The organism is Streptomyces sp. NPDC058812 (assembly GCF_042744565.1).
Classification (GTDB): domain Bacteria; phylum Actinomycetota; class Actinomycetes; order Streptomycetales; family Streptomycetaceae; genus Streptomyces; species Streptomyces thinghirensis.
Genome location: NZ_JBHYOB010000015.1, coordinates 139,096 through 164,167 on the forward strand (window position 1 = coordinate 139,096; position 25,072 = coordinate 164,167).

At 66.9% G+C, this 25,072-nt stretch carries 13 protein-coding genes and 2 pseudogenes; 5 read left to right on the forward strand and 10 right to left on the reverse strand.

The annotated features are described in order from the left end of the window. Positions 1 to 183: 183 nt before the first annotated feature. Positions 184 to 450, reverse strand: coding sequence for a hypothetical protein (locus ACFW48_RS27665; protein WP_386318921.1), 267 nt, complete (start codon positions 448 to 450; stop codon positions 184 to 186). Next, positions 450 to 5,651: a DUF6531 domain-containing protein gene (locus tag ACFW48_RS27670; protein WP_386319061.1), complete on the reverse strand. Its 5,202-nt coding sequence runs from the start codon at positions 5,649 to 5,651 to the stop codon at positions 450 to 452. The genes ACFW48_RS27665 and ACFW48_RS27670 overlap by 1 nt, the downstream gene beginning before the upstream one ends. Before the next feature lie 815 nt (positions 5,652 to 6,466). Between ACFW48_RS27670 and ACFW48_RS27675 the strand changes: the two genes are divergently transcribed. After that, complete coding sequence (locus tag ACFW48_RS27675; RefSeq protein ID WP_386318923.1) at positions 6,467 to 7,150, forward strand: transposase; 684 nt, start codon at positions 6,467 to 6,469, stop codon at positions 7,148 to 7,150. Between the two features lie 32 nt (positions 7,151 to 7,182). Beyond that, a pseudogene (locus ACFW48_RS27680) lies at positions 7,183 to 7,281 on the forward strand (3-oxoadipate enol-lactone hydrolase); the annotation flags it as partial. Between the two features lie 928 nt (positions 7,282 to 8,209). Here the strand turns inward: ACFW48_RS27680 and ACFW48_RS27685 are convergent. Further along, complete coding sequence (locus tag ACFW48_RS27685) at positions 8,210 to 9,013, reverse strand: class I SAM-dependent methyltransferase (protein ID WP_386318926.1); 804 nt, start codon at positions 9,011 to 9,013, stop codon at positions 8,210 to 8,212. A 315-nt stretch (positions 9,014 to 9,328) separates the two neighbouring features. On the opposite strand from ACFW48_RS27685, the gene ACFW48_RS27690 reads away from it, so the two are divergent. From ACFW48_RS27690 to ACFW48_RS27700, 3 genes and pseudogenes are all read left to right on the forward strand, one after another. Further along, positions 9,329 to 10,137, forward strand: a protein-coding gene (locus tag ACFW48_RS27690; protein WP_386318928.1) for an IS5 family transposase whose coding sequence is annotated in 2 segments (ribosomal slippage) — positions 9,329 to 9,646 and positions 9,649 to 10,137 — 807 coding nt in all. Because the reading frame shifts where the segments join, the coding sequence is not laid out codon by codon here. Between the two features lie 80 nt (positions 10,138 to 10,217). Further along, positions 10,218 to 10,817: a hypothetical protein gene (locus ACFW48_RS27695; RefSeq protein ID WP_386318931.1), complete on the forward strand. Its 600-nt coding sequence runs from the start codon at positions 10,218 to 10,220 to the stop codon at positions 10,815 to 10,817. Positions 10,818 to 10,934: 117 nt separating this feature from the next. Further along, a pseudogene (locus ACFW48_RS27700) lies at positions 10,935 to 11,388 on the forward strand (transposase); the annotation flags it as partial. Between the two features lie 244 nt (positions 11,389 to 11,632). Here ACFW48_RS27700 and ACFW48_RS27705 read toward each other — a convergent pair. The 7 genes from ACFW48_RS27705 to ACFW48_RS27735 form a co-directional block, all read right to left on the reverse strand. Continuing rightward, positions 11,633 to 11,896 carry a hypothetical protein gene (locus ACFW48_RS27705; protein ID WP_386318933.1) on the reverse strand — a complete coding sequence of 88 codons (264 nt, stop codon included), beginning with the start codon at positions 11,894 to 11,896 and terminating at the stop codon, positions 11,633 to 11,635. A gap of 227 nt (positions 11,897 to 12,123) precedes the next feature. Continuing rightward, positions 12,124 to 13,038, reverse strand: coding sequence for a hypothetical protein (locus ACFW48_RS27710; protein ID WP_386318936.1), 915 nt, complete (start codon positions 13,036 to 13,038; stop codon positions 12,124 to 12,126). A gap of 120 nt (positions 13,039 to 13,158) precedes the next feature. Further along, positions 13,159 to 13,674 carry a hypothetical protein gene (locus tag ACFW48_RS27715; protein WP_386318938.1) on the reverse strand — a complete coding sequence of 172 codons (516 nt, stop codon included), beginning with the start codon at positions 13,672 to 13,674 and terminating at the stop codon, positions 13,159 to 13,161. 264 nt (positions 13,675 to 13,938) lie between these two features. After that, positions 13,939 to 15,087 (reverse strand): DUF4190 domain-containing protein, encoded by a 1,149-nt coding sequence (locus ACFW48_RS27720; protein ID WP_386318940.1) that lies wholly within the window; start codon positions 15,085 to 15,087, stop codon positions 13,939 to 13,941. A 111-nt stretch (positions 15,088 to 15,198) separates the two neighbouring features. Continuing rightward, positions 15,199 to 15,531, reverse strand: a complete 333-nt coding sequence (locus ACFW48_RS27725) for a hypothetical protein (protein ID WP_386318942.1) — start codon at positions 15,529 to 15,531, stop codon at positions 15,199 to 15,201. A 232-nt stretch (positions 15,532 to 15,763) separates the two neighbouring features. Beyond that, positions 15,764 to 16,441 carry a hypothetical protein gene (locus ACFW48_RS27730; protein ID WP_386318944.1) on the reverse strand — a complete coding sequence of 226 codons (678 nt, stop codon included), beginning with the start codon at positions 16,439 to 16,441 and terminating at the stop codon, positions 15,764 to 15,766. Between the two features lie 90 nt (positions 16,442 to 16,531). Next, the gene (locus ACFW48_RS27735) at positions 16,532 to 25,054 is read right to left on the reverse strand and encodes a DNRLRE domain-containing protein (RefSeq protein ID WP_386318946.1); all 8,523 of its coding nucleotides are present in this window, start codon (positions 25,052 to 25,054) and stop codon (positions 16,532 to 16,534) included. Positions 25,055 to 25,072 lie beyond the last annotated feature (18 nt).

Consider the following 25,072-nt stretch of genomic DNA (forward strand, 5'->3'; position numbering starts at 1 on the left):
CCTCACTCAGCCCCCCGACCATCTCACAGCTCATGAGCGCGCGGCAGGCAGTGCGCACGGACGGGCCGGTGCGGAGCCCGCCGTGCGCGGCGGGTGTGTCTCGATCGGTGGCTACGGTTGCTCTTGCTTGGCCGGTGGATGCGCGTGGCGGTGCCGCATCCACCGGCCCGGTTTCTCAGTTGGTCAGAAGAGGTCGAGCTGGGCGGACTCGGTTGCGCCCAGCATGCGGCACTCCCCGGTTTCCCCGTCGACGCGGACGTAGCCCGTGCCGATGGCCATGTCCCGGAGGTCTCCGGTGCGGAGGTAGGCGACTGACTGGCAGTCGAAGTAGAAGGCGGTTCCCACCTGGGCGCGCTCTCCCTCGACGAGCGCGAAGGCCATGCCCTCGTGGCTGACCTTCTGGTCCAGGAACTGCCTGGCCAGCCTGGTTGCCTCTTCCATGTCCAACATCAGTCTGTCCTCAGGAGGGAGAAGTTGCGCCATGTCGAGAGATCGGCGTGGCCCGATTGGCCGTCCAGAAAGACCACGTCTCCCTTGATGTTGACCACGTTGAACACGTGGGCTCGCCGCCCCTTCTGTCCCATCACGATACCTCGGGCACCGTTTCCGGCGTTCTTGATCTCATTGACGATGCCCGAGACCGTGGACGATTTGAACTGCTGTCCGCCGTACAGCGCTTCGATGGGTGCTGTGGAGCCTTCCCTGAGGCCTCCAGGCGCCGAGGACGGAGCGCCGTCGGCCAGCAGGCGGTCGACTGCTACCGCGCAGGCGCGACAGTTGGTTTCGCCGCGTTGCGGGTTCACCAGTGCTCTGAGCTGCTCCGTGATCGGGGTCTTGTAGGGGATGCCTCCGTACCCCCTGGTGACGCCGCCGCCTCCAGGTCCGAACCGCAGGTTCCCCACATTGAGGACCGTCGCGGTCTCGGGGGCGACGGCCGTCCGGCGCCATCCGGTCAGCCCGCCGATCCCCACGAGCAGGATCTGTTTGGTGAGCTCTTCGGCCGCTTCGGTGTACAGGTCGGCGAGGGCGTCGCAGCCCTGTTGGCGAAGCATGTAATCGGCGCGGTACAGCCGGTAGGCGGGGCGCACCGGCAGGTACTTGTCGACGAACGCGCCGGCACCGCCGTTCTGACCGGTGAGCGCGTTGTAGGCGTCTCCGAGAAAGACGAAGGGGGACTTCAGGCCTTCGACGAAGCCGTCGCCGAAGACGCTCGCCGCCTCGCCGAGGCTGTCGACGCGGTCGTTGTTCGGGTCGTCGGGAGACAGACCGCTGGGGTCCGTCAGGAGAGCGGGGACGTTGTCGGCGTATGCGTACGGTGACACATACGGCGTCGACAGGGGGCGAGTTGCCGGGTCGGGCCGGGTGAAGCGGCCGGTGCCCGTGTCGTACTGGCGGGCGTGCAGGTCGAGGTTGCCGGTGGTGGTTTCGTAGCGGGCACCGGTGTAGGAAGGGGTGTTCGCGGGGGCCCCGTCGGTCACGGTGTCCAGCGTCCGAGTGCCGTACGGGTCGTAGGCCCAGCGCTGGTACAGGGTGCCAGTGCTGTCGGTGACGTCGAGCGGGGATCCCTGGGTGTCGTGGTGGTAGTAGTAGACGGCGCCTGCGCCGGTCCGGGTCGATTCCGGTTGCCCCAGCGGGTCGTAGCGGTAGGTCTGGGCAATGCCCAGACCGGTGGACTCCGAACTCAGCAGGGGCAGGGGCGCGTTGGGGTCCCACTGGTAGCGATTGGTTGTCGTCCCGTTCTTGGCGACGGCGACCTGGTTGCCGCCGGCGTCGTGGTCGTAGGTGTAGCTCGCTCCGGCGATCGTGGCGGCGGAGATCTGTCCGGCCAGGTCGTAGGTGTAGGTGTCGGTGCCCTTCTTGGTCTGGTTGCCCTCGGCGTCGTAGCCGTAGGAGGTGGTCGTGGTGCCGGTGGTGGTGGAGGTGAGCTGGTCGGCGGCGTCGTAGGTGTAGCTGGTCGACGTGTCGCCCAGGGTGGAGGTGAGGCGGTTGCCGACCTTGTCGTAGGTGTAGGACGTGGCGCGACCGGAGGCGCAGCCTGCGGCTCCGGGCTGGGGGAAGCAGCCGGAGGTGAGGCGGCCCGCGGTGTCGTAGGTGAGGTCGTAGCCGCCCGCGCCGACCCCTGCGCGGGTGATGTCCGCGTGGGTCGGCAGGCCGGCCGCGGAGAGGGTGAGCGCGGTCTTGGTGACCGTGGCCCCCTCCTTGTGGGAGGTGACGGTGGTGAGGCGGCCCGCGCGGTCGTAGGCGCGTTCCTCCGTCTCCGTGTTGGGGAGCGCGGACCGGGTGAGGTTCGCGGCCGGGTCCCAGGTGTAGGCGGTGGTCTTGCTGTCGGCCGTCATCGTGGCGGTGCGGCCGTCGTCGTCGTAGGTGTACGCGACGGAGCCGCCGCTGTGCGTGCGGGTGAGTATCTGTCCGGCGGCGTCGTAGGTGTAGGCGAAGTGTCGGGTCTTGGTGAGGTTGCCGACGGGGTCGTAGGTGAAGTCTTCGGAGATCTTCGAGTTGGCGCGCGCGGTCATGCGGCCGGCGTCGTCGTAACCGAAGGTCACGTCGGGTGTGGTGTCCGCGTAGTCGATCTCGGTGAGCAGGCCGCGCGGGTCGTGGACGTAGTCGGTGGATCCGCGGGGTGTGGTCTTCCGGGTGAGGTTGCCGTCGGCGTCGTAGGCGTAGGTGGTCGCCCGCTTCAGCGGGTCGGTGACCGAGGTGAGGCGATGGGCCGCGTCGTAGCCGTACGTGGTGACGTGGCCGTTCGCGTCGGTGCGGGCGGTGACGTTGCCGGCTGTGTCGTGCCCGTACGTGGTGACCGCGCCGCCGGGAGCGGTGACCTCGGTCAGCCGGTCCAGGTTGTCGTACCCGTAGACGATGGGCCGCTCGTCCGCGTCCGTCTGCCCGACGATGTTGTTCACCGCGTCGTAGGCCGTGGTGGTCACGCCGCCGAGCGGGTCGGTGACCGTGGTGGGGTTGCCCGCCGGGTCGTACCCGTAGGCGGTCGTGTACTCGGCCGGGTCGGCGCCGGTGGCGTTGCCGCGCGGGTCGACCGCGGTGACCTGGCGGCCGTCGGCGTCGTAGGTCCAGCTCTCCTTGTGGCCGAGCGGGGAGGTACGGCTGAGCAGGTTGCCGTCGGCGTCGTAGGCGTAGGAGGTGGTCTTGCCGAGCTGGTTGGTGCTGCTGATGAGCCGGTTGTTCTTGTCGTAGACGGACGTGACCGACTCGCCCGCGGCGTCGGTGACCTTGGTGATGTTGTCGTTGGCGTCGTAGGTGTAGCCGGTGGTGTGACCCAGCGGGTCGGTGACCACGAGGGGACGGTTCATCGCGTCGTACGTCGTGGTGGAGGACGCGCCGGTCGGGCCGGTGACCTTCGTGGTGTTGCCGGCCGCGTCGTAGGCGTAGCTGGTGGTGTGGCCGGCCGGGTCGGCGTCGTCGGCGTTCCCGCGTGGCGAGACGCTGCTGAGCAGGCGGCCCACCTTGTCGTAGGTGTAGGTGGTGGTGCCGCCGGTCGCGTCGGTCTCGGAGGACAGGCGTCCGCCGGCGTCGTAGGTTCGGGTGACGGAGTTGCCGGCCGGGTCGGTGGTCCGGGTCAGGTGGCCGGCGTCGTCGTAGGCGAACGTCGTGGTCTCGCCCGCCGGGTTGGTGGCCGACACCACCTGCTCGGCACCGTTGTACTCGTAGGCCGTCGTGCGGCCCAGGGCGTCCGTGGCCGAGGTGAGCAGCCCGCGGCCGTCATAGGCGTACGCCGTGGTGTGGGCGTCAGGATCGGATCCGGCGACGTTGCCGCGCGGGTCCGTCCTGGACAGGATCCGACCGGCGTCGTCGTAGGTGAACGTCGTCTTCTCGCCGAGCGGGGTGGTGACCGACGTCCGGTTGCCTGCCGCGTCGTAGCCGTAGGTGGTGACCTTGCCGCGCGGGGTCGTCACGGTCTCCAGTGAGCCGAGCGCGGTGTACGTGTACCCGGCCTTGCCGCCCAGGGGATCCGTGGTGGACGTCAGCTGGTTGGACGTGTTGTAGGCGTAGGTGGTCTTGTTGCCGCGTCCGTCGGTGTGGCTGGTGATGTTGCCCGCACCGTCGTAGGTCCAGCTCTCCGTGTAGCCGAGGGCGGAGGGGGCGCTGCGGGTGAGCATCCGCCCGGCGCTGTCGTAGGTCATCTCCGTGGTGTTGCCGCGCTGGTCGGTGATGGCGACGGGACGCAGATGGCGGTCGTAGTCGTAGGCGATGCTCTTGCCGTAGGGGTCGATGGTCTCCATCAGCACGTTGCCGGCGTACACGTCGGTCCACACGCCGCCGTCCGGCGCCGTGGTGTGCGACTCGCTGCTGCCGTCCCAGGTGAAGGTGGTGGTCTTGCCGTTCTGATCGGTCTGGGACGTGATGCGGCCCGACGTGTCGTAGACGTTGGAGACCTTGCCGCCCGCCGGGTCGGTGTACGAGGACAGGCGCTTGTTCACGTCGTAGGCGTACGACGACGTCCTGCCTGCCGGGCCGGTCACCGAGGTCAGCAGACCGCCGGTGTACCCATACGACACCGATGTGCCGTCGGGCAGGCCCACCACGGTGAGCAGACCGTCCGTGCCGGGCGTGAAGGTGGTGGTGCGTCCGGCGGCGTCCTTGACGGAGACGAGTTTGCCGGACGCGTACGTCAGGGCCAGTCCCTTGCCGACCTTGTCGGTCACGGAGGTGAGCCGACCGCTGCTGTCAAAGGTGCGCCCGATGTGATCCGGGGTGGTGATCGTGTATGTGTTCGTGCCCTTGACGAGCTTGGCCGCCGAGCCCGCCGGGCCGGTGTACGAGCCGTCACCGTTCTGCGTGAACACGAACGACGCGCCGTCGCCCGTCCGATAAGTCACCTTTCCCGTCGCGAGGGTCAGCCCGGCGTCGAACGGGGTCGCCCAGCCGCGCCCCAACAGACCGACGGCACTCGAGTCGGAGCGGTAGGTGCGCTCCAGGGCCAGGGGCACACCGGGGCTCACCAAGGAGGCATCGGTGAGCTGTTCGAAGAACATGCCGGTGGCCGTGTTGACCGGGTCGGCGCGGTGCGCCTGCGCGTAGCAGGTGCAGATCCCCGCCTGGGCACCGGGGATGACCGGCGTGTAGAAGGCCTCCACCAGCGGCGAGGTGGTCCCGCCGGGGCTCGACGTCCCGTCGGCACTGTTGAGGAAGACCCAGGCGTAGTACTTCTTGCCGTCCTCGAGGATGCCGCCCAGTGCGCTGCCGGCCCACCAGAAGCACTGGTCGGCGGGATAGGAGTTGCTCGCCCACCAGTCGTAGCACCAGGCTCCGGTGTCCGGGGTGTCGCCGCTGGGGTCGTCCGTGGACTTCTTGATCTCCTGCTGGACGACGGGGTAGCCGCCCTCGTCCAGGACGTACAACCACATTCCGGTGTACGACGATCCCTGCTTGGGCAGTTTCACCTGCCCACCGATCGACAGCATCCCCGGATAGGCAGTGGCCCAGGACGACACCCAGGTGGGGTTTTCAGCCGCTGCGGCGAGGGGCTGCAATGACACCCCCGACTGGGCGGCTGGACCACGGTCGACGTGGTTCGTGTCCGGCCGACTGTGGCGCTCGCCCTTGGGTGCCCGCTCCGGCGCGTTCATGTAGTCACGCATCGGCGACCGTTCGTGCCGGTCCTCGTCGACCTGCTTGCGGCGCTCGGCGAGGGTCATGGCCCTGGGGGGCTTGGGCAGGTCGGCGGCTGTCCGGGCCGGCGGGTGCGTGATGGCCCCGGCGGCCGGTGGATGGGGCCGGTCCCGGGGTGAGGCCCAGGAGGGCGCGCCCCCCGCCGTGGTCAGGAGAGCCAGGGCCAACACGACCGTGACGAGTCTTCGCGCTTGTGTGCGCACAGTGCATCACCTGTGAGTCAGGAGTGAAGAGAGGTCGCGGTGATGCATGATCAGGAGAACGCTCGAACTAACGTGCTGCGGGAATCGGGGCCGAAACGCGACGGGCTCGCACTCACCCCGGGAAAGTGACTCCTGGCTGAGAGGACGAAGGGCACCGCCAGGTTGCTCGATTTGGCGTGAAATCGTCCGGAGCCCGAGGTGGCGTGCTCGTCGACCGGGCGCGGACTTCACGTTGGGCGGCGTTGTCCTCCTCCTCGCTCTTCAGCAGGGGCGCCCGGGGTTTGCGGTGCGGGACGATCCGACGGGTCTTGAGGTAGGCCCTGCTGGGCCAGGCCGGAGTCCCGCCGGGCTTCCGGCCCCGTCGGCAGCATGTTCCCCGGTTCCTGCCCAGCACGTCGAGGAGCGGCGGTCCGGTCTTTCATGGGGCAGCCCCCATCTGTCGGTCCCGGTGCCACCCTGTGTTGCGTCTGTCGACCGCGAGAACGGGCGAGCGGGGTCCGGTGACTCCACGAGGCACTGGCCGTTTGCGATTTGGTCGGGCCCTCCAGGCAGGCTCGGATCCGCTCGATGCGCAGGCTGCCGCGCGGGCCCCGCTCAGTGGTCGCGCCCGGGCACGGGCCAAGTCCGGCGACGGACCGGTGCACAGCGCCCGGATCTACAAACTTGCCAAGGACTCCGCGGTCAAGGCCCGCACCCAGGCGATCAACCAGCTCAAGGCCGTCCTGGTCATCGCCGACCCCGCCCTGCGGGAACGGCTGTCGAGCTTGGGCAACGCCGAGCTGTTCCGCACCTGCGCGACCCTCGGCGTAACCGCCGGTGGGGGAGACGAGGACGCGGTGGCCCAGGCCACCCACATGACGCTGCGCATGCTCGCCGAACGCATCGAACAGCTCACCGGACAGATCGACGAGCTGAACCAACGCCTGACCCGGCTCGTCGAACACCACGCCCCGCAGCTGCTCGAACCGGTGGGCATCGGTCCGTACAGCGCCGTCACTCTCCTGATCACCATGGGGGACAACCCCGAGCGACTGAACAGCGAGGCGTCCTTTGCTGCCCTTTGCGGAGTCAGTCCCATCGAGTACTCCTCCGGTCGGCGGCGCACACGTCGGCTCAACCACGGCGGCGACCGCCAGGCCAACGCCGCCTTGCACCGCATCGTCTTCACCCGGCTACGTCACGACCCGCGCACCCAGGCGTACTACGAACGCCGCACCCAGGAGGGCGAGACCCGCCGTGAGATCATCCGATGCCTCAAGCGGTATGCGGCCCGCGAGGTCTTCAACCTGGTCAGACCGGTTTCCCGCACCCCCGCGTTATAGGGGCGTCCGTGAGACGTGAGAGGGTGCGGGGCGTGAGTGAGACACCGTCGAACACCCTGCAATACCGCTTTGACGGGCCAGAAGAGGCCCCGGTCCTGATCCTCGGTCCCTCACTGGGTACCACATGGCACAGGTTGTAGAGACCGTCCAGAGGCGTCTGTGTCAGTCCACTGCGGGCATGAGATAGCAGGTCAGAGCCTCTTGGTCCGAGAGGGTCTGCCCAGTCGGTGATCGCTTTGTGATACGCGGGTGTTAGGGCGAGGCTCCGCCGAGGTCCGTCCTAGCGGGGTCTCTGCCCGGATCCGTGAGGCGTCGAAGCCGCACCGGAGCGCTCCGGTGCGGCTTCGACGTGAGGTCGAACGCGCTGGCGCGCACGATGCGGTCGGTGCCTCGAAGGGGTCCATGTGCCTGTGACTCTCTCGGGTGCATGATTTGCGATCGCACCTGCTCTTCCGTCCGTACCGGGGAGCGTCTTCTTCCCAGTGCGCCGGGACGTGAGTGCAGGATCAGTTACGGGTAAATCGACTGGCTGGCCACCGGCAGCGGAACTGGTCATCTCGGCCTGTGGCCAGGCCACGGCTGCATCGCTGTCGCGTCTGACTTCCATGTGGGCGTCGATCCGTACTGCCGTAACTACTACGAACGCCGCATTGGAACCCGTGTGAGACGGATTTCGGCGGGCGGTCCGGAGGCGGTGACTTCGCCGTCGTGCAGGTCGTGAAGCCGGTCGCAGTTGTGGGCGGACAGGTGTTGAGGTCCTGCTGGGCGAACGAGCTCGCAGGCTCGACTACTGCTCCCCGCGCTCGCAGGGGATGGTCCCAGGAGGGCCGCGACGGCATCGGTCTATCCATTCGCGTGGCCCGCCCAGTAGCTTTTGTGGACGATCGCGAAATTCCCCAGGCGGAAGTCCAGGTAATTCCCCAGCTACTGATGTGAGCTGACGGCGAGGCGGTCCGTGAGCTGTTTCCATCCTCCGCTTGAGCAGGTCAGATGCAAAGTGAGGACGGGCTGCAGGCGGTCGCGAGCCGGCAGGTCGGCAGCGACAACGACGAAGGCGGATCAGCGCGCCGGCTCAGACGTGCCTCGCGCCTGGTCGCGGCTGGCCACCACCAGGTATCCATCGCTCTCGGGGTCGAAGGTGGTGGACTGCACCGTGAGACCGACGCTCCGCAACTGCGCCACGAGGTCCTCGTACCGGTAGGGCCAGATGGACAACCGCTCCGAGCAGGCTCGCACTGCCCCATCCGGCTCGATCTGGGCGACCACGATCTCGAGGAAGTGTTCCTGCTCCCAGCGCTGCTCGATCTGCCAGTAGTAGCTGACGACCGCATCGCGGTCGTTGCGGCGGATGAGTCGATCGCGGACGTCCACCCGTGAGCCGGCGGAGCGCACGAGCTCCCAGTTGCGTGAGTGGAGCACAAGGCGTCCGCCCGGATTCAGCAGCCGCGACATCGCTTCCAGTGCGGTCAGGCGCCCGGCTGCGCCCTCGGCGTGCCCGAGCGAATTGCCGACGCAGAACACCAGATCGAACGTGGAGTCCTCCAGGTGGTCGGGCAGCTCGTCCCAACTCGCGCGGAGGGCTCGAAGCGAGACACCCTGCTCGTCGGCGACCTTCTCGGTCCGGCGAACCATCCCATCACTGGCGTCTGCGGCGACCACGTCAAGACCAAGACTCGCGAGACCGACGGCGAGCTGGCCGGTTCCACACGCGCAGTCGAGGACACGCGCGTTGGGCGGCAGAGAGCCCACGACATCGCTGTAGTAAACCGCGGCTGCCTTGGCGGGGGTCAACCTGTCGTCCCCGATCAGCCACTCGTATACGTCGGAAAGCGCCCCATAACCAGCCACCGCGATAACCTCCATCACTCGACGACACGCGGACTAGACCGCGCCTGCGATTCGGACCTTGCGCCTCGCACTGTGCCGGGCCGTGTCAGCAAAGCATTGAGCAGGACCCAACCACTTCCGGCCGCTGAGACTCCACCGGATTTCGTGGGAAACCGCGACACGCCGCACCGACGCAGGTCCCCACTCCACCGGCGCCCCATCGGCCCACGATGGGGACCGCGGCCGGCAAGCGCGCGTTCACTGCGGAGCGCTTTAGAGCTCGTAACAGGATCTTGTTGAAGTGCCCTGATCGGGCGTGACTGTTGTGATGATCTGAGCGTTCGGGTGGGTGTGACGAATCGGCCGTGGATCGTGGACGACGACTTGTGGGCGCTGATCGAACCGTTGCTGCCACCCTGGCCCGAGCGGTCGCCGGGGCCGAGACCAGTGCCGGACCGGTTGTGCCTGCAGGGCATCCTGTACGTCCTGCACCAGGACATCGCCTGGCAACTCTTGCCCTTGGAGCTGGGGTTCGGCTCCGGGCAGACCTGCTGGCGGCGTCTGGATCGCTGGCAGCAGGCGGGGGTCTTCGAACGGTTGCACTGCATTCTGCTCGCGAAACTGAACGCGGCCGGCGAGCTCGACTGGTCACGAGCGTGTGTGGATGGCTCGCACGTCCGGGCGAAAAGGGGGGAGCCGTGACCGGTCCGTCGCCGGTCGACCGGCGCAAGACGGGTAGCAAACACCACCTGATTTGCGACGGGAAGGGCACCCCGCTCAAGGTGCTCACCACCGCGGCGAACGTCAATGACATCACCCAGACCCTCGTCCTTGTCGACGGCATTCCGCCCGTCGCCGGGCGTCCGGGCCGTCCCCGCCGTCGCCCCGACGCCCTGCTGGGCGACAAGGCGTACGACTCCCGGGCCGTCCGTCGTGAACTACGCAAACGCCGGATCGTGCCGGTGATCTCCCGCAGGGGCGCCCCGAACATCCAGGGGCTGGGCAAGCTCCGCTATGTCGTCGAGCAGACCTTCGCCTTGCTCCACCAGTTCAAACGCCTCGCTGTCCGATGGGAAAGACGACTCGAACTCCACGACGCCTTCCTCTCGTTGGCCTGCAGCCTGATCTGCTGGCGGCGCATCAAGAGGAACCATTCATGAACGTGGTGCGAGCTCTAAACCGACAGCGCCCAAGGGGCGGGTCGTGAGAGGGTTCGGTTCGATCTGAGACAGGGGGAAATGTGGGGCTGATCTACGGCTACGACATCTATCTGCGTCCTCGGAATGTCGCTAGGGCATTGGCCAGTCTGTCCGAGCTGGCGCCACCGGCCCGTGCCGTGCCGCCGCTTGAGGTCACCCTGCCCGGCGGTGACCGGCTCGTCCTCCCGTTCACGTCCCACTCCGAGAGCGATCCGGTCGATTGCTCCGCGAGCAGAGCGCTTGAGCTCGACACATCCCTCATGTTCGACGTCGATGATGCACTGCTCGAGTATGCGCAGACGGGTGGACGTGGCCCCGAGGCGGACGGGCGCATCCAGATCGGGTACATCTACGCCACGATCCGGTTCGAGTCCCTCCTGCACCCCGGCTACGCGTCGGTGGAGTGCTGGGCAGCGACGTCGGGGATGAGCCGCTTGTTCGCGCGGTCGGCCAACATCAGGAAGGTGTTCACCGACCTCACCGCCAACAGCGGCGGGGTGTGCTGCCTGTTTGATACTGGCGACGGCACCCCCGAGCAAGTGTGCTGGCTCAACGGTGAACCCAACCAGGAGACAGTCTCCGGTCCCCGCTTTCCAGATCTGCGAGCACTTGTGGCGACTTGGTCCGACCCCGAGCAGTGAGCATCCGTGCTTTCTTTTCGAGGCCACAAGATCGTGTTACGAGCCCTCAGGCCGGGGAGCGCGGGTTCCAACATCGCGTCCGATCACATCACCGCCGCCCGCCTGGCCCTGGCCCAGCTGCGGCTGATCGTTCGCAAGGAACGGTCGTACCCCAGGGCCGAGTTGCGGCTCACCAACGCGGACGGCATGCGGCTGACCTCTTTTGCCACGAACACCTCGGGCCGGCCGATCGCTGAGCTCGAGCTCCGTTACCGGATGCGGGCGAGGGCCGAGGACCGCATCCGCGCCGCCCGGGCCACCGGCCTGCGCAACTTGCCCCTGCACCGCACCACCCAGAACTGGGTCTGGCTGGAGATCGTGCAGTTCGCACTCGACCTGCTGGCCTGGATGCCCGTACTCGTCCTGTCCGGCCCGGCCCGCCGCTGGGAGCCCAGCCACCTGCGGCTCCGTCTGTTCACCGCGGTCGGACTACTCGTCTCCACCGGCCGCAGGCGGTTCCTCCGCCTGTCCCGGTACCAACCACATCACCGCCGCACTCGACCGGCTCGCACTCCTGCCGAAGCCCGGCTGATCAGCAGCTCTCCCGTCCCTACGACAGAAGCCCGACACCGGAGCAGTGGAACCTGGCGCCACCCCGAGACGTCACTTGGACCCTGAGCCTGCCCACTCTCAGCCCACGGCACGAAAACGGTCCACCGACTCCGTCGGCGGACCGTCACGAATCTTCGAGGCTCACACACCACCGACGACCTGGAACCGCAACGGTTGGGGGTCAATAGTCGTTTATTGTGCGCAGAGCAGCAGTCTTTCCTTTGCTATTTTCGGTCGACGATCGGAGTGAACTCGTCGACGTAAATCTTTGGCGTCTGCGGAACCGTCCCCATGTCTTCTGAGCCGATCAGCGCATCATCCCGTCCGGTTTTCCCCGGGGGGACGTCCTGAAGCCAGAAACGGTTATACGCGGTCCAGCCCTCACCGTCAGCGACGCTGATCTGAATTGAGTACGTCGTATCCCGCTCGTAGGTATTGGCTACCTCGATCTCGGTACGCACTCCGGTGCTTTCCGGCGTGGCACGCACGACCAGATCTCCGTACTCCAAGACACGTGTACGGCCTTCGGAGTGTACCGAAGCCACAGGTGATGGACGCACTTGCGGACTGCTCTGCTTTGTACTCGGAGTCGTCGGGGGCTTCGGCGCTGGGGCCCTGTCGGTGGCGCCGTCCGTACATCCTGCGGCCAGCGCACACGCGGCCATCAGGCACAGTGCCCGGGCGAAGCGCGGTCCGGGTGCTACTGCACCGGCCCTCACTGGGCGGAGGCCGCGTTCTGCTTGCGCGCGGCCGCGAGTTCCTTGCCGCGCTGCTCCTTGATGCCGGTCAGCTGGCTCTTGTTGTCGGTGATCTGCTTGTTCTGGATCGCAGACTCAACACCGAACCAGATCTTCACCAGATCCGTCTGCTTCTTGCAGTCGATGTCGTCGACCGCCAGGGCGATGGACTCCTGCGACGGCTCGCCATTGTTGGTGAAGCCCCGGTCCATCGCCTTGTACGGATCGGCGAGGCCCGTGTGTCCCTTGTCGTCCATGCATGAGGACCACGCAGCGATGGCCTTGATGACCTGGTCGTCCTTCATTGACTGCGTCAGGCTGTCCCCAGCGAGCTGTGCCACGATGATCGGGTCGGCTTCCTTCACGCCGAGTTGGTCCCTGGACCAGCCGATGCAGCCGCCCGTCTTCAACTTCTTTCCGTTGTGCTCGGCTCGAGCAGGCTGGGTGTCCCGGCCGGGGGCGGCGAACGGCTCTCCCGCTTTGACTCCCTTTGGGGTGTTGGGCGGTTCGGGCTTGGTGTGGCCGGTCAGGACCTCGACCTCGACGCCGGACAGATCGCGCAGGGTCTGCTTGGTGTGCTCTCGCAGTGCCGGGGGGAGTTGGTAGCCGTACTTCTCGGCCTCGGCCCGGTTGGTGATGCCGTAACGGCGTTCGATGTTGGCGTCGTTGTCGCTGGGGGGCGGGTTGGCGCCCGCTCGCGGCAGCGTCAGGTCGATGCCGTAGTCCTTCATACAGGACTGCTGGAGATCGTTCGTGGCTTCCTCGACGGTGACCTGGTCCTCATATGAGGCCATGTACACCTCCAGCGGAAGGCTGAGATCCTTGGTAAGGCCACTGGCGGGTATCTTGTCCGGCCAGTTCTCCTTGTTCACGATCGGCTTGCCGTCGGCCACGTTCGTTGCGGTCTCGGTCTTCGGAGCCGTACCGGAAGAGCAGGCGCTGACCAGGAGAGTTGAAGCGGTCACGGCGACTGCGGTGGCTGTCCGCTTGACGTTCTTCACGAAGGTTCCTTCTTATGCGAAGTGAGAGGACGCGTTGTTGTTTTTCAGGGCGGAGATCAGGTTGGTGATGTTGCAGTCTCCGTAAGGGCTGTTCTTCGCGAAGTACTGAGATGTGCCGCCGTAGCCGCTGTTGTAGTAAACCCGATAGTTGTCTGCCGGGGCACAGTTCTGCACGGACGCTGCATTGTTCTTCATGTACTGGCCGTTGCCATTGCCCCCGTTACCGAAGACGTACCGGTAAGTCGTCAGTGACGATCCCTGGTACTGGCTCGTGCCCCAGTGGTCGGACACGTTGCTGTAGAAGGTGGTGAACGCCGACTTGATGTAGCCATCCTGGATGGCAATGTCCTTCGAGTTGTAGAACAGCCACAGATCACCGTATGAGCAGGTGATCCAGGGAACATCACAGTTGTCAGTTACCTTGTACTCCGCCGCATGCGCCGGACCGGCGGTCGCCATTACGGCCGCCACGGACGCGAAGGACGTAGCGCATGCGGCCAGCTTCTTCTTGAAGCGGATACTCTTCATCACGTCTCCATCGGTAGATCAACTGCGTGAAGAGGATCTTCACGACGAGGCAGATGTCATGTCCATGGTTGTTGCGTAATCGAAACCTTGATCATGCGGAAGGTCGGCCGCGGTGCTCTTGACCCGACTGCACTGACAGCTTCGACGGCTACGCTGTTCCAGGCTGCTATCGCGCTGGGGCGTTGCTGATCTGCACAGGTGTGCCGAGAGTCCCCTGTTCGCGTAAGAGTTGGGCGGGCAGCGGCGTGGTGGCATGCTCGGTGTTCACGCCGGGTACGGCGTAGATGCTCTCGCAGTCTGTACGCGCTTGGCCTGTTCCGCTCGAGCGGCAGGTGTGGAGGCGAGTAGCGAGATTCTGGCGGGGCTGCCTAGGGGAGTGCCTATGTCGGGGACGGCGAGTGCTTGCGCAGGCTCGGGAGCGGACAGGGGGAGGTGGAGCAGGCTGCGTATACGACGGACGTACTGCTCTCCATCGCGCTGGTCCACGGCTCGCAGTCGGCTGAGGAAGGCGTCTGCGTCGGAAGCCTCAGCCGCCTGCTGCCAGGATGGCAGTCCCGCTTCGAGCTCGGTTACGAGTTGATCGGTCGGCGCTTCGGCGTCCGGCAGGTCGGCGTTTTTGAGTAGCCGGATGGTCTCTGCCTGTGCTTGTGCCATGTGACCGGCCCAGGCGGTGGCCTCGGCGAGGTCCTGCTGAGGGCTTTCTGCGGGACGGAGTGTGCCAGCGGTGTTCAAGGGCTTCATCGCGGAGAGAAACGCCAGTTGTGCGGAGTTCAGATCGGAGGCGTTGCCTCGCACTGAGGCGTCGAGTTGGGCATTGCCTGGTCTGCCCACCCAGCACACCACGGTACGTCCGCCGGCGTCCCAGCCGTTTTCGTCGGGATGGATGTAGTAGGTCTGGAGTGGCCCGAAGGCCATCGGGTCCAGCGCATAGTCCATGAAGAGTGTCGCGCATCGGGGCCTTGCGATCGCTGAGATTCTGTCGGCCCCCGGGTAGTCACCGTGTCCGCTGAGGGAGAAGGAGGCGTACGCCTCGCCACGGTGTGGCTTGTCGCAGGGGATGAGTTCCACGCGCCCGTCGCGCAGCTGTGACGTGTCGTGTTCCGGCAGCCGGGTGCGTGGCGTGAAGCAGTCACCGGCACCGATCGACCGGATGGTGGCCCACCCGGGCTTCGTGACCTCTGCGCTGTCGTTGCGAGCAGGAGGTGTCCAGACATGGAAGTCGACGAACGGGACGACGAAGGCGGCCAGGAGGAGTATTGCGCCGGAAACGGAAACGCCCGCAATGGCAAGGCCCCTGCCCCTTTGCCGCCGTCTGGGGATCTGCCACAGCGCGACGCAGCCGAAGGCAAGCCCCAGAGGAGCGAGACAGAGCAAGGATGTCACCAGAGAGGTGACGGCGAACGCACTCAGCACCGGAGGTGGGGGTGTCGGCGGCCATTGCGGTGCGGGTTGCGACCACAGGGCGGGCGGTCTGTCAGGATTCGAGGATGAGGGAGTCGGCATCCGTTGCTGTCCTTTCTCGGACTACTGCGAGTCCTCGCGGCGGGACGAGGCACGGTAGAGCGCGAAGATCGTGGATCCGACGAGGAGGAATAGGGCCAGGACGGCCACGGGCAACAGGGAAACGAGCGCGCTCTCCTTCACTCCGGCCGCCAGCAGTGCCCACGTCGCCAGCATCCCGCACCCCATTGCGAGGAACATGACGCCCAGCCTTCGAGCGAGGTAGCGACTGGCCACCGTCAGCCGAATGCCGCCCGCACGGAAGTTCTGCCGGACGATCTTCTCGCTGAGTGCTATGGGGTTGAAGGTGAAGACCAGGCCGACGACGGCGAACCAGGCACCAATGATTGCGAGCACTTGCCTGGACTCCTTCATGGCCGGACACGGCGGCGGGGAACGGCGTGGTTCCCCGCCGCCTCGGTTGACGGGGTTGTGTTTCAGCCCGCTCAGCGCATCATGGACGCCGGTGCAGGTGTAGGGTCCCGAAGCGCTGAAGCCCAGTGCTGTGATGCCCGTACTCTGTGGTCCCCACCGGGACGCAGTCGTGGCGGCGCCAGTCACCGGTGTCTGAGGGTGGCGTTTGACATCTTTAGGGTTTTGACCGAACGACGGCCACGCAGCAGATGGCTGCCAGTAGCAGTGCGAGCCCTGTGGGGCGCCAGGCGGCCTCTGCCGCCGAGCCGGGAAGGGGGCGGTCGGTCGGCTCGATGGCCCCCTCTGGGTCGAAGACCATCGTAAGGCGGTCACCTGGCCGGGTGGAAAGAGTGCAACTGCGCCATGCCTGTGCCTCGACGGGAGTCCCATCCGGAAGTTGCGTCGTGCACGAGTTCTTGACGTAGTCCCGGCCCTCGTATCGGTGCTCGTGCACTTCGGTCACGACAACGCTGCGGGTCTCACCGCGCTCGGCCAAGACGGCCTCGGCGGTGACCCTCGGGACCCACCAGGACAGCACCGCACCCAGCAGCGCCACCATGATCAGCAGGACACGACCGGCATTGGTGAAGAAGAGATACGCGGCCGCTCCCAGCGCGAGGACAATCCCGGCCACAAGCGCCGGTAGACGATGGCCGGTCAAGGCACCAGCAACCGCGCTGCCCGCGATGAGCCCGGAGAGCCCCGTCCCCAGGACGGTCCCTTCCAGAAGCAGGCGCTTCGGCGGTGTCCCGCGGAAGTTGGCAGGCCCCCACATCAGGGCACGATAGTTGGTGCCTGGTACCGCGCCGGACTGATCGGCGTCTCGTCCGGGGCCGGTGTGCGAGTCGGTCATGATCTCCGTTCCTGTGCGTTGTGCCGCTGAAGCGTCGCACTGGGGGTGAACGGTGTCCACCCCCAGTGCGACGTTGTCACAGTGCCTGCCTCACCAGCCGCTTTCTCCGTAGACGGTGGTGAAGCTCGTGCCCCCGCCTCCATCAACGCCGGTCACCAACGCGATGCCGCCGCCGCCGGTCCACACCGGGTCACCGTCGCTGTTGACCACGAAGCGCTGACTCCAGTCGTCCGGTAGTGACAGCTCGTCCTCCGAGTTCACAGCCATTCCGAACAGGCCATGAACGCCCAGCAGAGGTCCGGCGGCCGCATCGACGCCCGCACCGGACCCGGCAATCTGGTTGAAGCTATCGGCGTTGCTGTAGACAACGTCCAGCGAGGCAGAGGCTCCCATGCCGGCTGCGGGTCCGTGGCTCTCGGTGAACCCGATGTCGTAGTCGCCGTTGCTGGTCTGGACGACCATGAAGCACCCCTGCTCGGCGTAGCCCAACCAGTAGGCCCCTCCCGTTCCGGCACAGATCCCGGCGGTGCTGCCGTCACCACCAAGCTGGGAGAACCCAGTGAGAAGGGTGTGGCTGACACCGCCCAGGAAGTTTTCCCAGGCCGGGATGGGGGCCGGTTCGGAAGCAGGGGCGTTCTCGAAGCCTGTGCCGTCCGACTCCTCCGCGTATGAGGTCTGGAAGTGGTAGTCGTCGCCGGGCATCGACGCGCCCTCTTCCTCCCCCAGCGGAAACTCGCTGTAGTTCCGCTCGCAGTTGGGGCCGGGCTGACTGCACAGCATGTGGCCGTCCACCTCGAACCGGTTGACCGGATTGCCGCCCGTGAAGGCGTACCGATTGCCCGTGTATGGATCGACTCCAAGCCGCATGTCGTCGAGGGCGCCGTTGTACGTGTCCCTCGTCGTGAAGCGGTTCAGGTCCGGGGCGTAGTCCCGGAAGCCCATGTCGTAGGTGCCGGAGGAAACGTCCCACCGCTTGGCGTTGAAGCGGTAGGGGTTGTACGGCTCCTCCGCCGGATCTGTGGCGTCCGGCCGGTCGACGCCACTGAACTCCGCGTCGTCGTCGGAACCGTAGGCCGTGTACCCGTACGTCGCCTTGGTGTCTCCCGCAGCCGTGGTGACGGACTCGACGTCACCACGTGTGTTGTAGCCATATACGCCGAGTTCCCCAGTGCCCCCGGACTGCTTGATCTGGGAGAGCCGATGGCCCCAGGGTGAGTACTGGTAGGAGGCGGTGACCGAACCGGAGACCTCTTCGGTCAGGACCTCGTCGGTCATGCCGAGATAGTTGAAGGTGGTCGTCTTGCCGGACGCGGTCTTGCTGGCCGTACGGTCAAGCGGGTCGAAGGTGTACGACGTCACCGCCTGGCTGCCGTCGGCCTGGAGCTCGGAGTGCTCCACCACGTGGTCGAATCCGTCGTAGGTATTGCGTTGCACCACCTTCCCGCCACCCGTGATCGACTCCAGCCGACCAAACGGGTCGTAGTTGTACGAAGCCACCGCCCCGTTGACCGTTGCCGACTGCGCCCGGTTCCGGTCGTAGGAGAACGTCGACGACACACCGTCGACCGTCTGGCTGATGACGTTGGCGTTGTTGTCGTGGACGTATGTCTCGGTTGACGTGACGGTGCCGGCCTTGGTGACCTCGGCGATCCGGTCAGCGGGGTCGTAGGCGTAGTCGGCCGTGACGTCGATGTACGAGGACGGGGAGTCCGCGTTCATTTTCTTGCTGACGTCCTGGGCCTTGTTGCCGTTGGGGTCGTAGGTGACGGTGTGCTGGGAGACCAGTGTTTCGTTCGTCTTCTTCTCGGTCTGAGTCTTCACCCTGCCGTCGAGGTAGTAGGTGTAGTCGACGGTGTTGCCGTTGGCCTTGGTCTCCTTCAGCTTCTCGCCCCGGGCGGTGTACGTGTACGACGTCACCTTGGGGTCGGTGTCCGTCGCCGTCTTGCCGACCGAGACGGTCTTGACCAGTTCGCGCAGGTCGTAGGTGTACTGGGAGAACTGGCTGGGGTGGGTGACCGTCTCCGGCTGCCCGTTGGCGTCGTACGTGTACGACGTGGCCTTCTTTGCCGTGCCGGACAGGGACTCCGTCACCTTCTGGACCTGGTTGAGGCCGGTGTAGGCGATGGTGTAGTCGTCGATCTGCGCCCCGGACGACGTGTCGTCGATCGAGGTCAGGTTGCCGTTGACGTCGTAGGCGTAGGTGAACGTCTTCTGTTCGGTGTCCGTGTCGGCGGAGTTGTCACGGACCAGCTTGACCGCGTCGGCCACCACGGTGCCGGTGCCGCTCTGCTGCAGCTTCAGCTCGGTGTCTTCGCCCTGCTTGAGGGCGTAGTCGCCGAGGGCGACCCAGGTGCCGGGGCCGGTCGTCTGGTCCTTGGTGACGGCCGGTTCGGGGGTGGTCCCGTGGGTGAGGGTGTACGTCGCTGTCGTGGCGGCGCCGGTCACCTCCGGGTACTTCACGTACGCGGTGTACGTGCCGTCCTCGGGGATGTTCAGCGTCCATGTGAAGACGTCCGTGCCCATGCCGGCGGCGTGGGTGTGGTGGTCGTAGCCTTGCTGGCCGGTGCTGTCTCCCTTGGTCCAGGTGCCGGTGGTGGTGGTGTTCTGGGTGTCGGAGTTGTCCGCCAGGACCACTGCGCTGCCCACCGGGACGCCGTCGTCGGAGCGGGACTCGAGCTTGCCGTCGGGGTAGTACGACCAGGTCATCGTGCGGTTGGAGGAACCGCCGGCCGATGTGAGAGTGCGGGCCGTCTGCTGGCCCAGGTCGTTGTAGTCGTAGGTGGTGGCGATGGACCACGGGTCCGTGGAGGACCTCACCCAGCCGTTGTCCAAGTAGTCGTAGGCCGTGGTGTTGCGGACCGTCTGCCCCTCGGAGGGCGGCAGCGAGGTCTTCGCGACCCGCCCGACCTTGTCGTACACGGTCTCGGTGTAGACGTCCGGGTCGTTGTGGCGGTTGTCCGCCGGATCGTAGGGCTGGTACTGCTTGACGGGCCGGTTCAGCGCGTCGTATTCGGTGCGGGCGGTGAACGCCGTGGTCGTGTCCGCTGCGACGGCCCGCGGGGTGATCACCTTGGTGGTGTTGCCGACCTCGTCGTACTCGTACCGGGTCGTGCGGTAGGTGATCGTCGTGGTGCCGCTGTGCGGGACCTTGACCTCGGCGGTCTTGCCGCGCTCATCGTAGGCGATGAGCGTGGTGTTGTTCTCCGCGTCCGTGGTCGAGGTGACCAGGGAGTCCTTGTCGTAGGCGCGCTTGGTGGTGTTGCCCGCGGCGTCCGTGACCGAGGTGACGCGGTGGTTCAGGTCGTAGGCGGTCTTGGTGGTGTAGTCGGTGGTGTCGGCCGTGGCGTTCTTCTTCGGGTCGACGACCTTGGTGGCGTTGCCGACGTCGTCGTACCCGTAACTGATCGTGTCACCATCCGTGTTGACCACGGAGGTGAGCTGGTAGATCTCGTCGTAGTGGTTCGTTGTGACGTAGTCGGTCGCGTCCGAGGTGGTCAGCGTGCCCTTGGGCTCGGTGGTCGTGGTGAGGTGGCCGACCTTGTCGTAGGTGTAGGTGCTCCTGCGTTCGTCCGAGGTGGTGGTGTCCTTCGGCGCGGTCGCCGAGGTGACCTGGTCCGCGGCGTCGTACACCGCGGTGGACACCGCTCCGTTGGGCGCCGTCGACGTGGTGACATTGTCGTTGGCGTCGTACTCCGGGGCGGGCGTGGTGATCAGGTCGCCCTCGTCCTGGTCCTTCGGCACCGTGCTGACCAGCGGGCGACCGAAGGTGTCGTACGTCTGCGTGGTGACCTTGTCGTAGGCGTCGGTCACCTTGGTGACCTGGCCGAGTTCGTCGTAGACGAACTTCGTGTCGTGGGCCAGCGCGTCGGTGATCGTCTCCGGGTTGCCGGTCGCGTCGAAGGCGCTGTACGTCGTCGGGTTGCCGTTGGCGTCGACGGCCTTGGTCAGCTGTCCGTAGGAGTCGTAGTCGTACGTCGTGGTGTAGTCGTCGGCCGTGGCCGTCGCGACGCCCTGGGGGTCGGTGACCGTCTTCAGGTTGCCGAAGGTGTCGTAGCCGAACTGCCAGCCGCGGCCCTCGGGTGAGGTCTTGCGCCACAGGTCGGCGGCGTAGCCGTCGGCGCGGGTCTGGTATTCGTACGTGGCCGCGTTCACCGGGTGGGTGCCCGGCGCGCAGTCCGTGGTCGGCGGGACGCCGGCCTTGTTGTTCTCGGCGTCACGGGACCAGAGCGGGTAGCCGGTCTTCTGGTCGTAGCAGTAGGCCGTCTTGGCGCCGTTGGCCTCCTCCAGGTAGGTGACGTTGTTGTCCGCGTCCCAGCTCATCTTCGTGGTCTGGGACTTGGCGTTCGTCGTCCGCACCGGGCGGCCGAAGTCGTCCGCCACGTAGGAGGTGGTGTGCGACTCGGCGTCGGTCACCTCGGTGTCGGTGAACTTCGTGTTCGACGCGTTCGCCGCGTACGTGAACCCGGTCGCCCCGTCCAGCCGGTCGGTGACCGTCTTCGTCCACCAGTGGTACTTCGGGTCGTCCCCGGCCGACGGCTCGTTGTACGCCAGCTTCGTGCCGTTGCCCCGCGGGTCGTCGATCCGGACCAGCTTGACGTTCTTGTTGCCCTGCGTGGCGTCGTACGTGAAGGCGAACACCTTCGGTTGGGCCGAGCCCACGCCGTCGGTCATCTTCGTCAGCAGGCCCTTGTCCGAGTACTCGAACGCGAGCTTACGGCCCGAGATGTCGGTGACCGACTGGATGTGGTCTTCGATCTTCGGGCTGGTCGCTTCGGCCTTGTCGTAGTAGTCGATGGTGAGCGACTGCCGGCCGGCCGGGTCGGTGATGTACCGGAGGAACTTGGTCGGCTTGTTGTTGGACTTGCGCTCTTCGTACGTGAACGTCTGGGTGTTGCCGTTCTTGTCGACCGCGGACGTCAGGTAGCCGTCGCAGCCGAAGAGGAAGCGGGTGCCGTCTGGACGCAGCAGCGTCCAGGCGTCCGGGACGGGGTCCTTGGTGGGCGTACAGTCCAGGCTGGCCTTCATCGACAGCCGGTAGTGGACGCCGGCCGGGGCCTTCCAGGTGCCGTCGTCCTGCCGCCGGAAGACGTGTGTGGTGCCGTCGCCGTCGGGGAGGCGGACCTCGGTCGGGTTCGGGTTGGGGTGGAAGTCCAGGGGCGCGCCCAGGCGGACGGGACCGGCGAGTTGTGCGGACCAGCCCGCGCCCGAGACCGTGTCGGACGTGTCGAGTGAGTTGTAGGAGAAGCGAGCGAACGTCGTCAGGCCGCGGCCCGGGTTGGTGAACGCGTTGTACTGCCACACGCTGTTGCCGGCCGCCAGGTTGTTCATCACGGTGGAGCCGGCGCCGGTGTTCTTGCCGGTGTAGGAGTAGAACTTCTCCAGGCCGAGCTGGTTGGAGGTCGGGTCCTCCACGGCCACGTGCTGCGTGAGGCCGGTGACCGCCGCCGCCGTACCGGCCGCGTCCTGGACCTCCCAGGTCAGCGTGTACTCGGTGCGCTTGTTGCCGGAGTCGGAGTTGATCGGCGTCTTGACCTGCGCGGGGACGGTGACGGAGGCACCGGGGGCGAGGTCGTGCGGCAGCGCGGTGCGGACTTGGTTGCCGCCGGTCGTGGCGTCCGTGCCGTCCGGCAGGGACCACCGGTAGGTCAGCTCGTGACCGGCCACCGTCCACGGCTGGTCGGTGGTGTTGGTGAGGGTGACGTCGACGGTGTAGGTGGAGTTGGGCGTCATCCGGGCCGGTGTGGCCGGCGCGTAGTATGTCGACTCCGGGGTCTCGTCCACGTAGGTGACGACGAGCTTGGGCCGCAGGCGCTGCTCTGGTGCCTCCGAGGAGAGGAAGACCGAGCGTTCCTGCGCGGCGGTCTCGTCGGCCGTTCGGATGGCGACACCGTGCCCGGTGGCCGGGTCGGTCACCCAGCCCTGGGCGAGGGAGGTGACGTCCCAGTCGTGGCGGGCCGGGTCGTTGCTCATCGCGCCGACGTCGGAGACCGCCGCGCCGACGTCACCGCCGGGCGCGGTCCAGGCGGTGGCGGAGGTGGCCTTGTTCCATGTCGCGCTCTCGTCGAAGTCCCGCATGAGCGGCCGTAGTTCGTAGACCGCTCCGTCGGCGCTCCGCGTCGACTGGGTGCCCCAGAGGCGGACCGTGGCCTGGAGGATCCGCGAGGACGCGGGGACGCCGAGGTCGCCGAAGTCCAGCAGGGCGCGGGTGTCGCCGTAGGTGGTGGAGTTGTTGCCGACCGTCAGCCACGGCTGCGGCCCGTACTCGTCGAACGTGTCGTGGGAGGCGGTCGGCTGCTCCGAGGACAGGGTGGTGTCCTGGCCGGCCGTGATCACCTTTGTGGTGCGGCCCGCCTTCGGCAGCCGCACGAGCTGGGTGGGCGAGGCGATGACCTGCCCGTCCTTCGTCTTGACCGCGACCATGTAGTAGTAGGCGCGTCCGAACGGGTCGGCGTTGTCCGCAGGGGTGGGCACCGCCGTGGTGTCGGTGAAGGCGTTCGCCGACCCGTCCACGGGGGCCACCAGCGTCGCCGCCGACGGCGTGAACGACTGGTAGACCGAGCGGTGGACCTGGTACTCGACCAGGTCGTCGTCCGTGGAGCCGGCGTCCGGGCCCCGGTAGTCGGGCCAGTGCAGCTCCGCGCCCGTCGCGTGGATTACGGACGGGGAGTCGAGTGCCACGCCCTGCCGTCCGAAGGTCAGCACCAGGCGCGGGTAGTTGGCGCTCTCGCCGCCGTAGCCGAACTCGCTGCCCTCGTAACGGGGGCCGCCCTTGGGGGCGTCGGCGCTCTCGTCGCCTGCCTTGACCACGAAACCATGGTTGTCGTAGGTGCCGTCGATCCACTGCTGGACGGTCTTCGTCACCGGGAACGAATGCCAGGTGCTCACCTCGCCCGGCTTCTTGGTGACGGTCCCGCCCTTGGTGAAGCGTACGGCGTCCGCGACGACCGCGGTCGACGTCGAGGCCGGCGCGTCACCCAGGACGACCTTGCCGACCGTGCCCGCCTTGAACGGGTGGGAGCCCAGCGACTTCCACACACCGCCGGTGCCGGCACTCTGGTCGACGGTGTACTGCTTCGACCCACCGGAGTACGTCACCGTGTACGGCGCGTTCGCCGCCCGGTCGACGGCGGGCACGCTGTGCACGTCGACCTGGTAGGTGCCGTCCTCCGGCAGGCTCGGCTGCCAGGTGTACGTGTCACCCGCCACCGAGTCCTTGTTGTACAGGTAGTCCCGGTTGACCGCGTGCTGCGTGTACGTGGTGTTCCCCGACGCCGGCCACGAACCCACCGCCGCGGTGCGGCCCGCGTCCCCGTCGTCGACGACGACGGACGTGCCGGACAGCTCACCGGTGATGCCCTGGGCGCTGTTCCAGGTGGCCGTCGCCTCGCTCCACTCCTGGGTGGCCCGGTGCGCCTCAAGGCGCACCTCGTCACCGGAGGTGGTGTGCGTCTGGTCGTAGTACAGCTTCAGGTCCGCCGAGTCCACGCGCGTCCCGGCCGGTATCCCGGACAGCGGGAACCGCAGCAGGGCGCGCGAGGAGCCGGTGGTGGTGTTGCCGACCGACAGCCGCCAGTTGTCGTCGTAGTTCGACGCCGGGCCGTCCGAGGAGATCATCACGTCCTGTGCCGTCGTCGGCGTCGGCGCGATCTCGATCGTCGGGTCGACTGTGACGGGGTACTGGCGTTCCTTCGCGGACAGCCACTTCGCGTCCGGCGTCACCGTCAGCGTCCAGCCGTCCCCGGCCTTGGCGAGCCGCTGCTTCACCTCGGTGCTGTACTTGGTGCCGTACGGCGACGAGGCGTCCTTCTTCGAGTCCGTCATGAACCCGGCCGGGATGACCAGCACCGGGTCGGCTGACTCGCCGAAGAAGCGGACCGAACCGTCCTTGCCCTGCTTCGGCGTCAGCCCGTCCACGTCCAGCGTGAACGTGAACTTCACCGGACCGGAGGGCCGTTCGTCCAGGACGATGTTCTCCTTGACGCGCCCGGCACCCACCTCGTAGGCGAGGTCCGCGCCGTCGATCGCGTCCTTGTACGTGACCGTGCTGCCCTTGGCCGTCGGCTTCAGCGCGTCCGCGCCGGCCAGGCCCATCGTCACCGACCGGCCCTCACCGGCCTCCACCCGCAGCAGCTTGTCGGCGTCCGAACCGAACCGGCTGTGCAGCGTGTTCGTCGTGTTCGCGAAGTCGAAACCCCTCGTCTCCGCCGCCTCTACCGACGTGTCGATCGGCTTCCACTGGGCCTTCTTGCCCGCACCGTGCCGATAGGACGTCGGTACCGCCGACAGCTCCACCTCGGTGCGGCCGTCGGACATCTGCCAGTACCGAGCGTTCGTCGTCCGCCGGCCGGTCAGCTCCTTGACCCGCTTCGCCTTCGGCGCGTTCTTGCCCTTCGGCAGCTTCTGCCGGTCCGCGATTCCACGCTCACCGTACGACGGGGGCTCGGGGCTCTTCTCGTCGTCCTGGCCCAGCCAGTCGGCGAGTGAGTCGATCACGCCCTTCCCGTCACCGTCCGAGGACGGTCCGGACGACGCGTACGCCATCTGCGGCAGTGTGGTAATCACCACCGCGGAGACGACAAAACAGGAGATCCATCTCCCGTACCGGACTTTCATGCCCAATGCCTCCCCTTA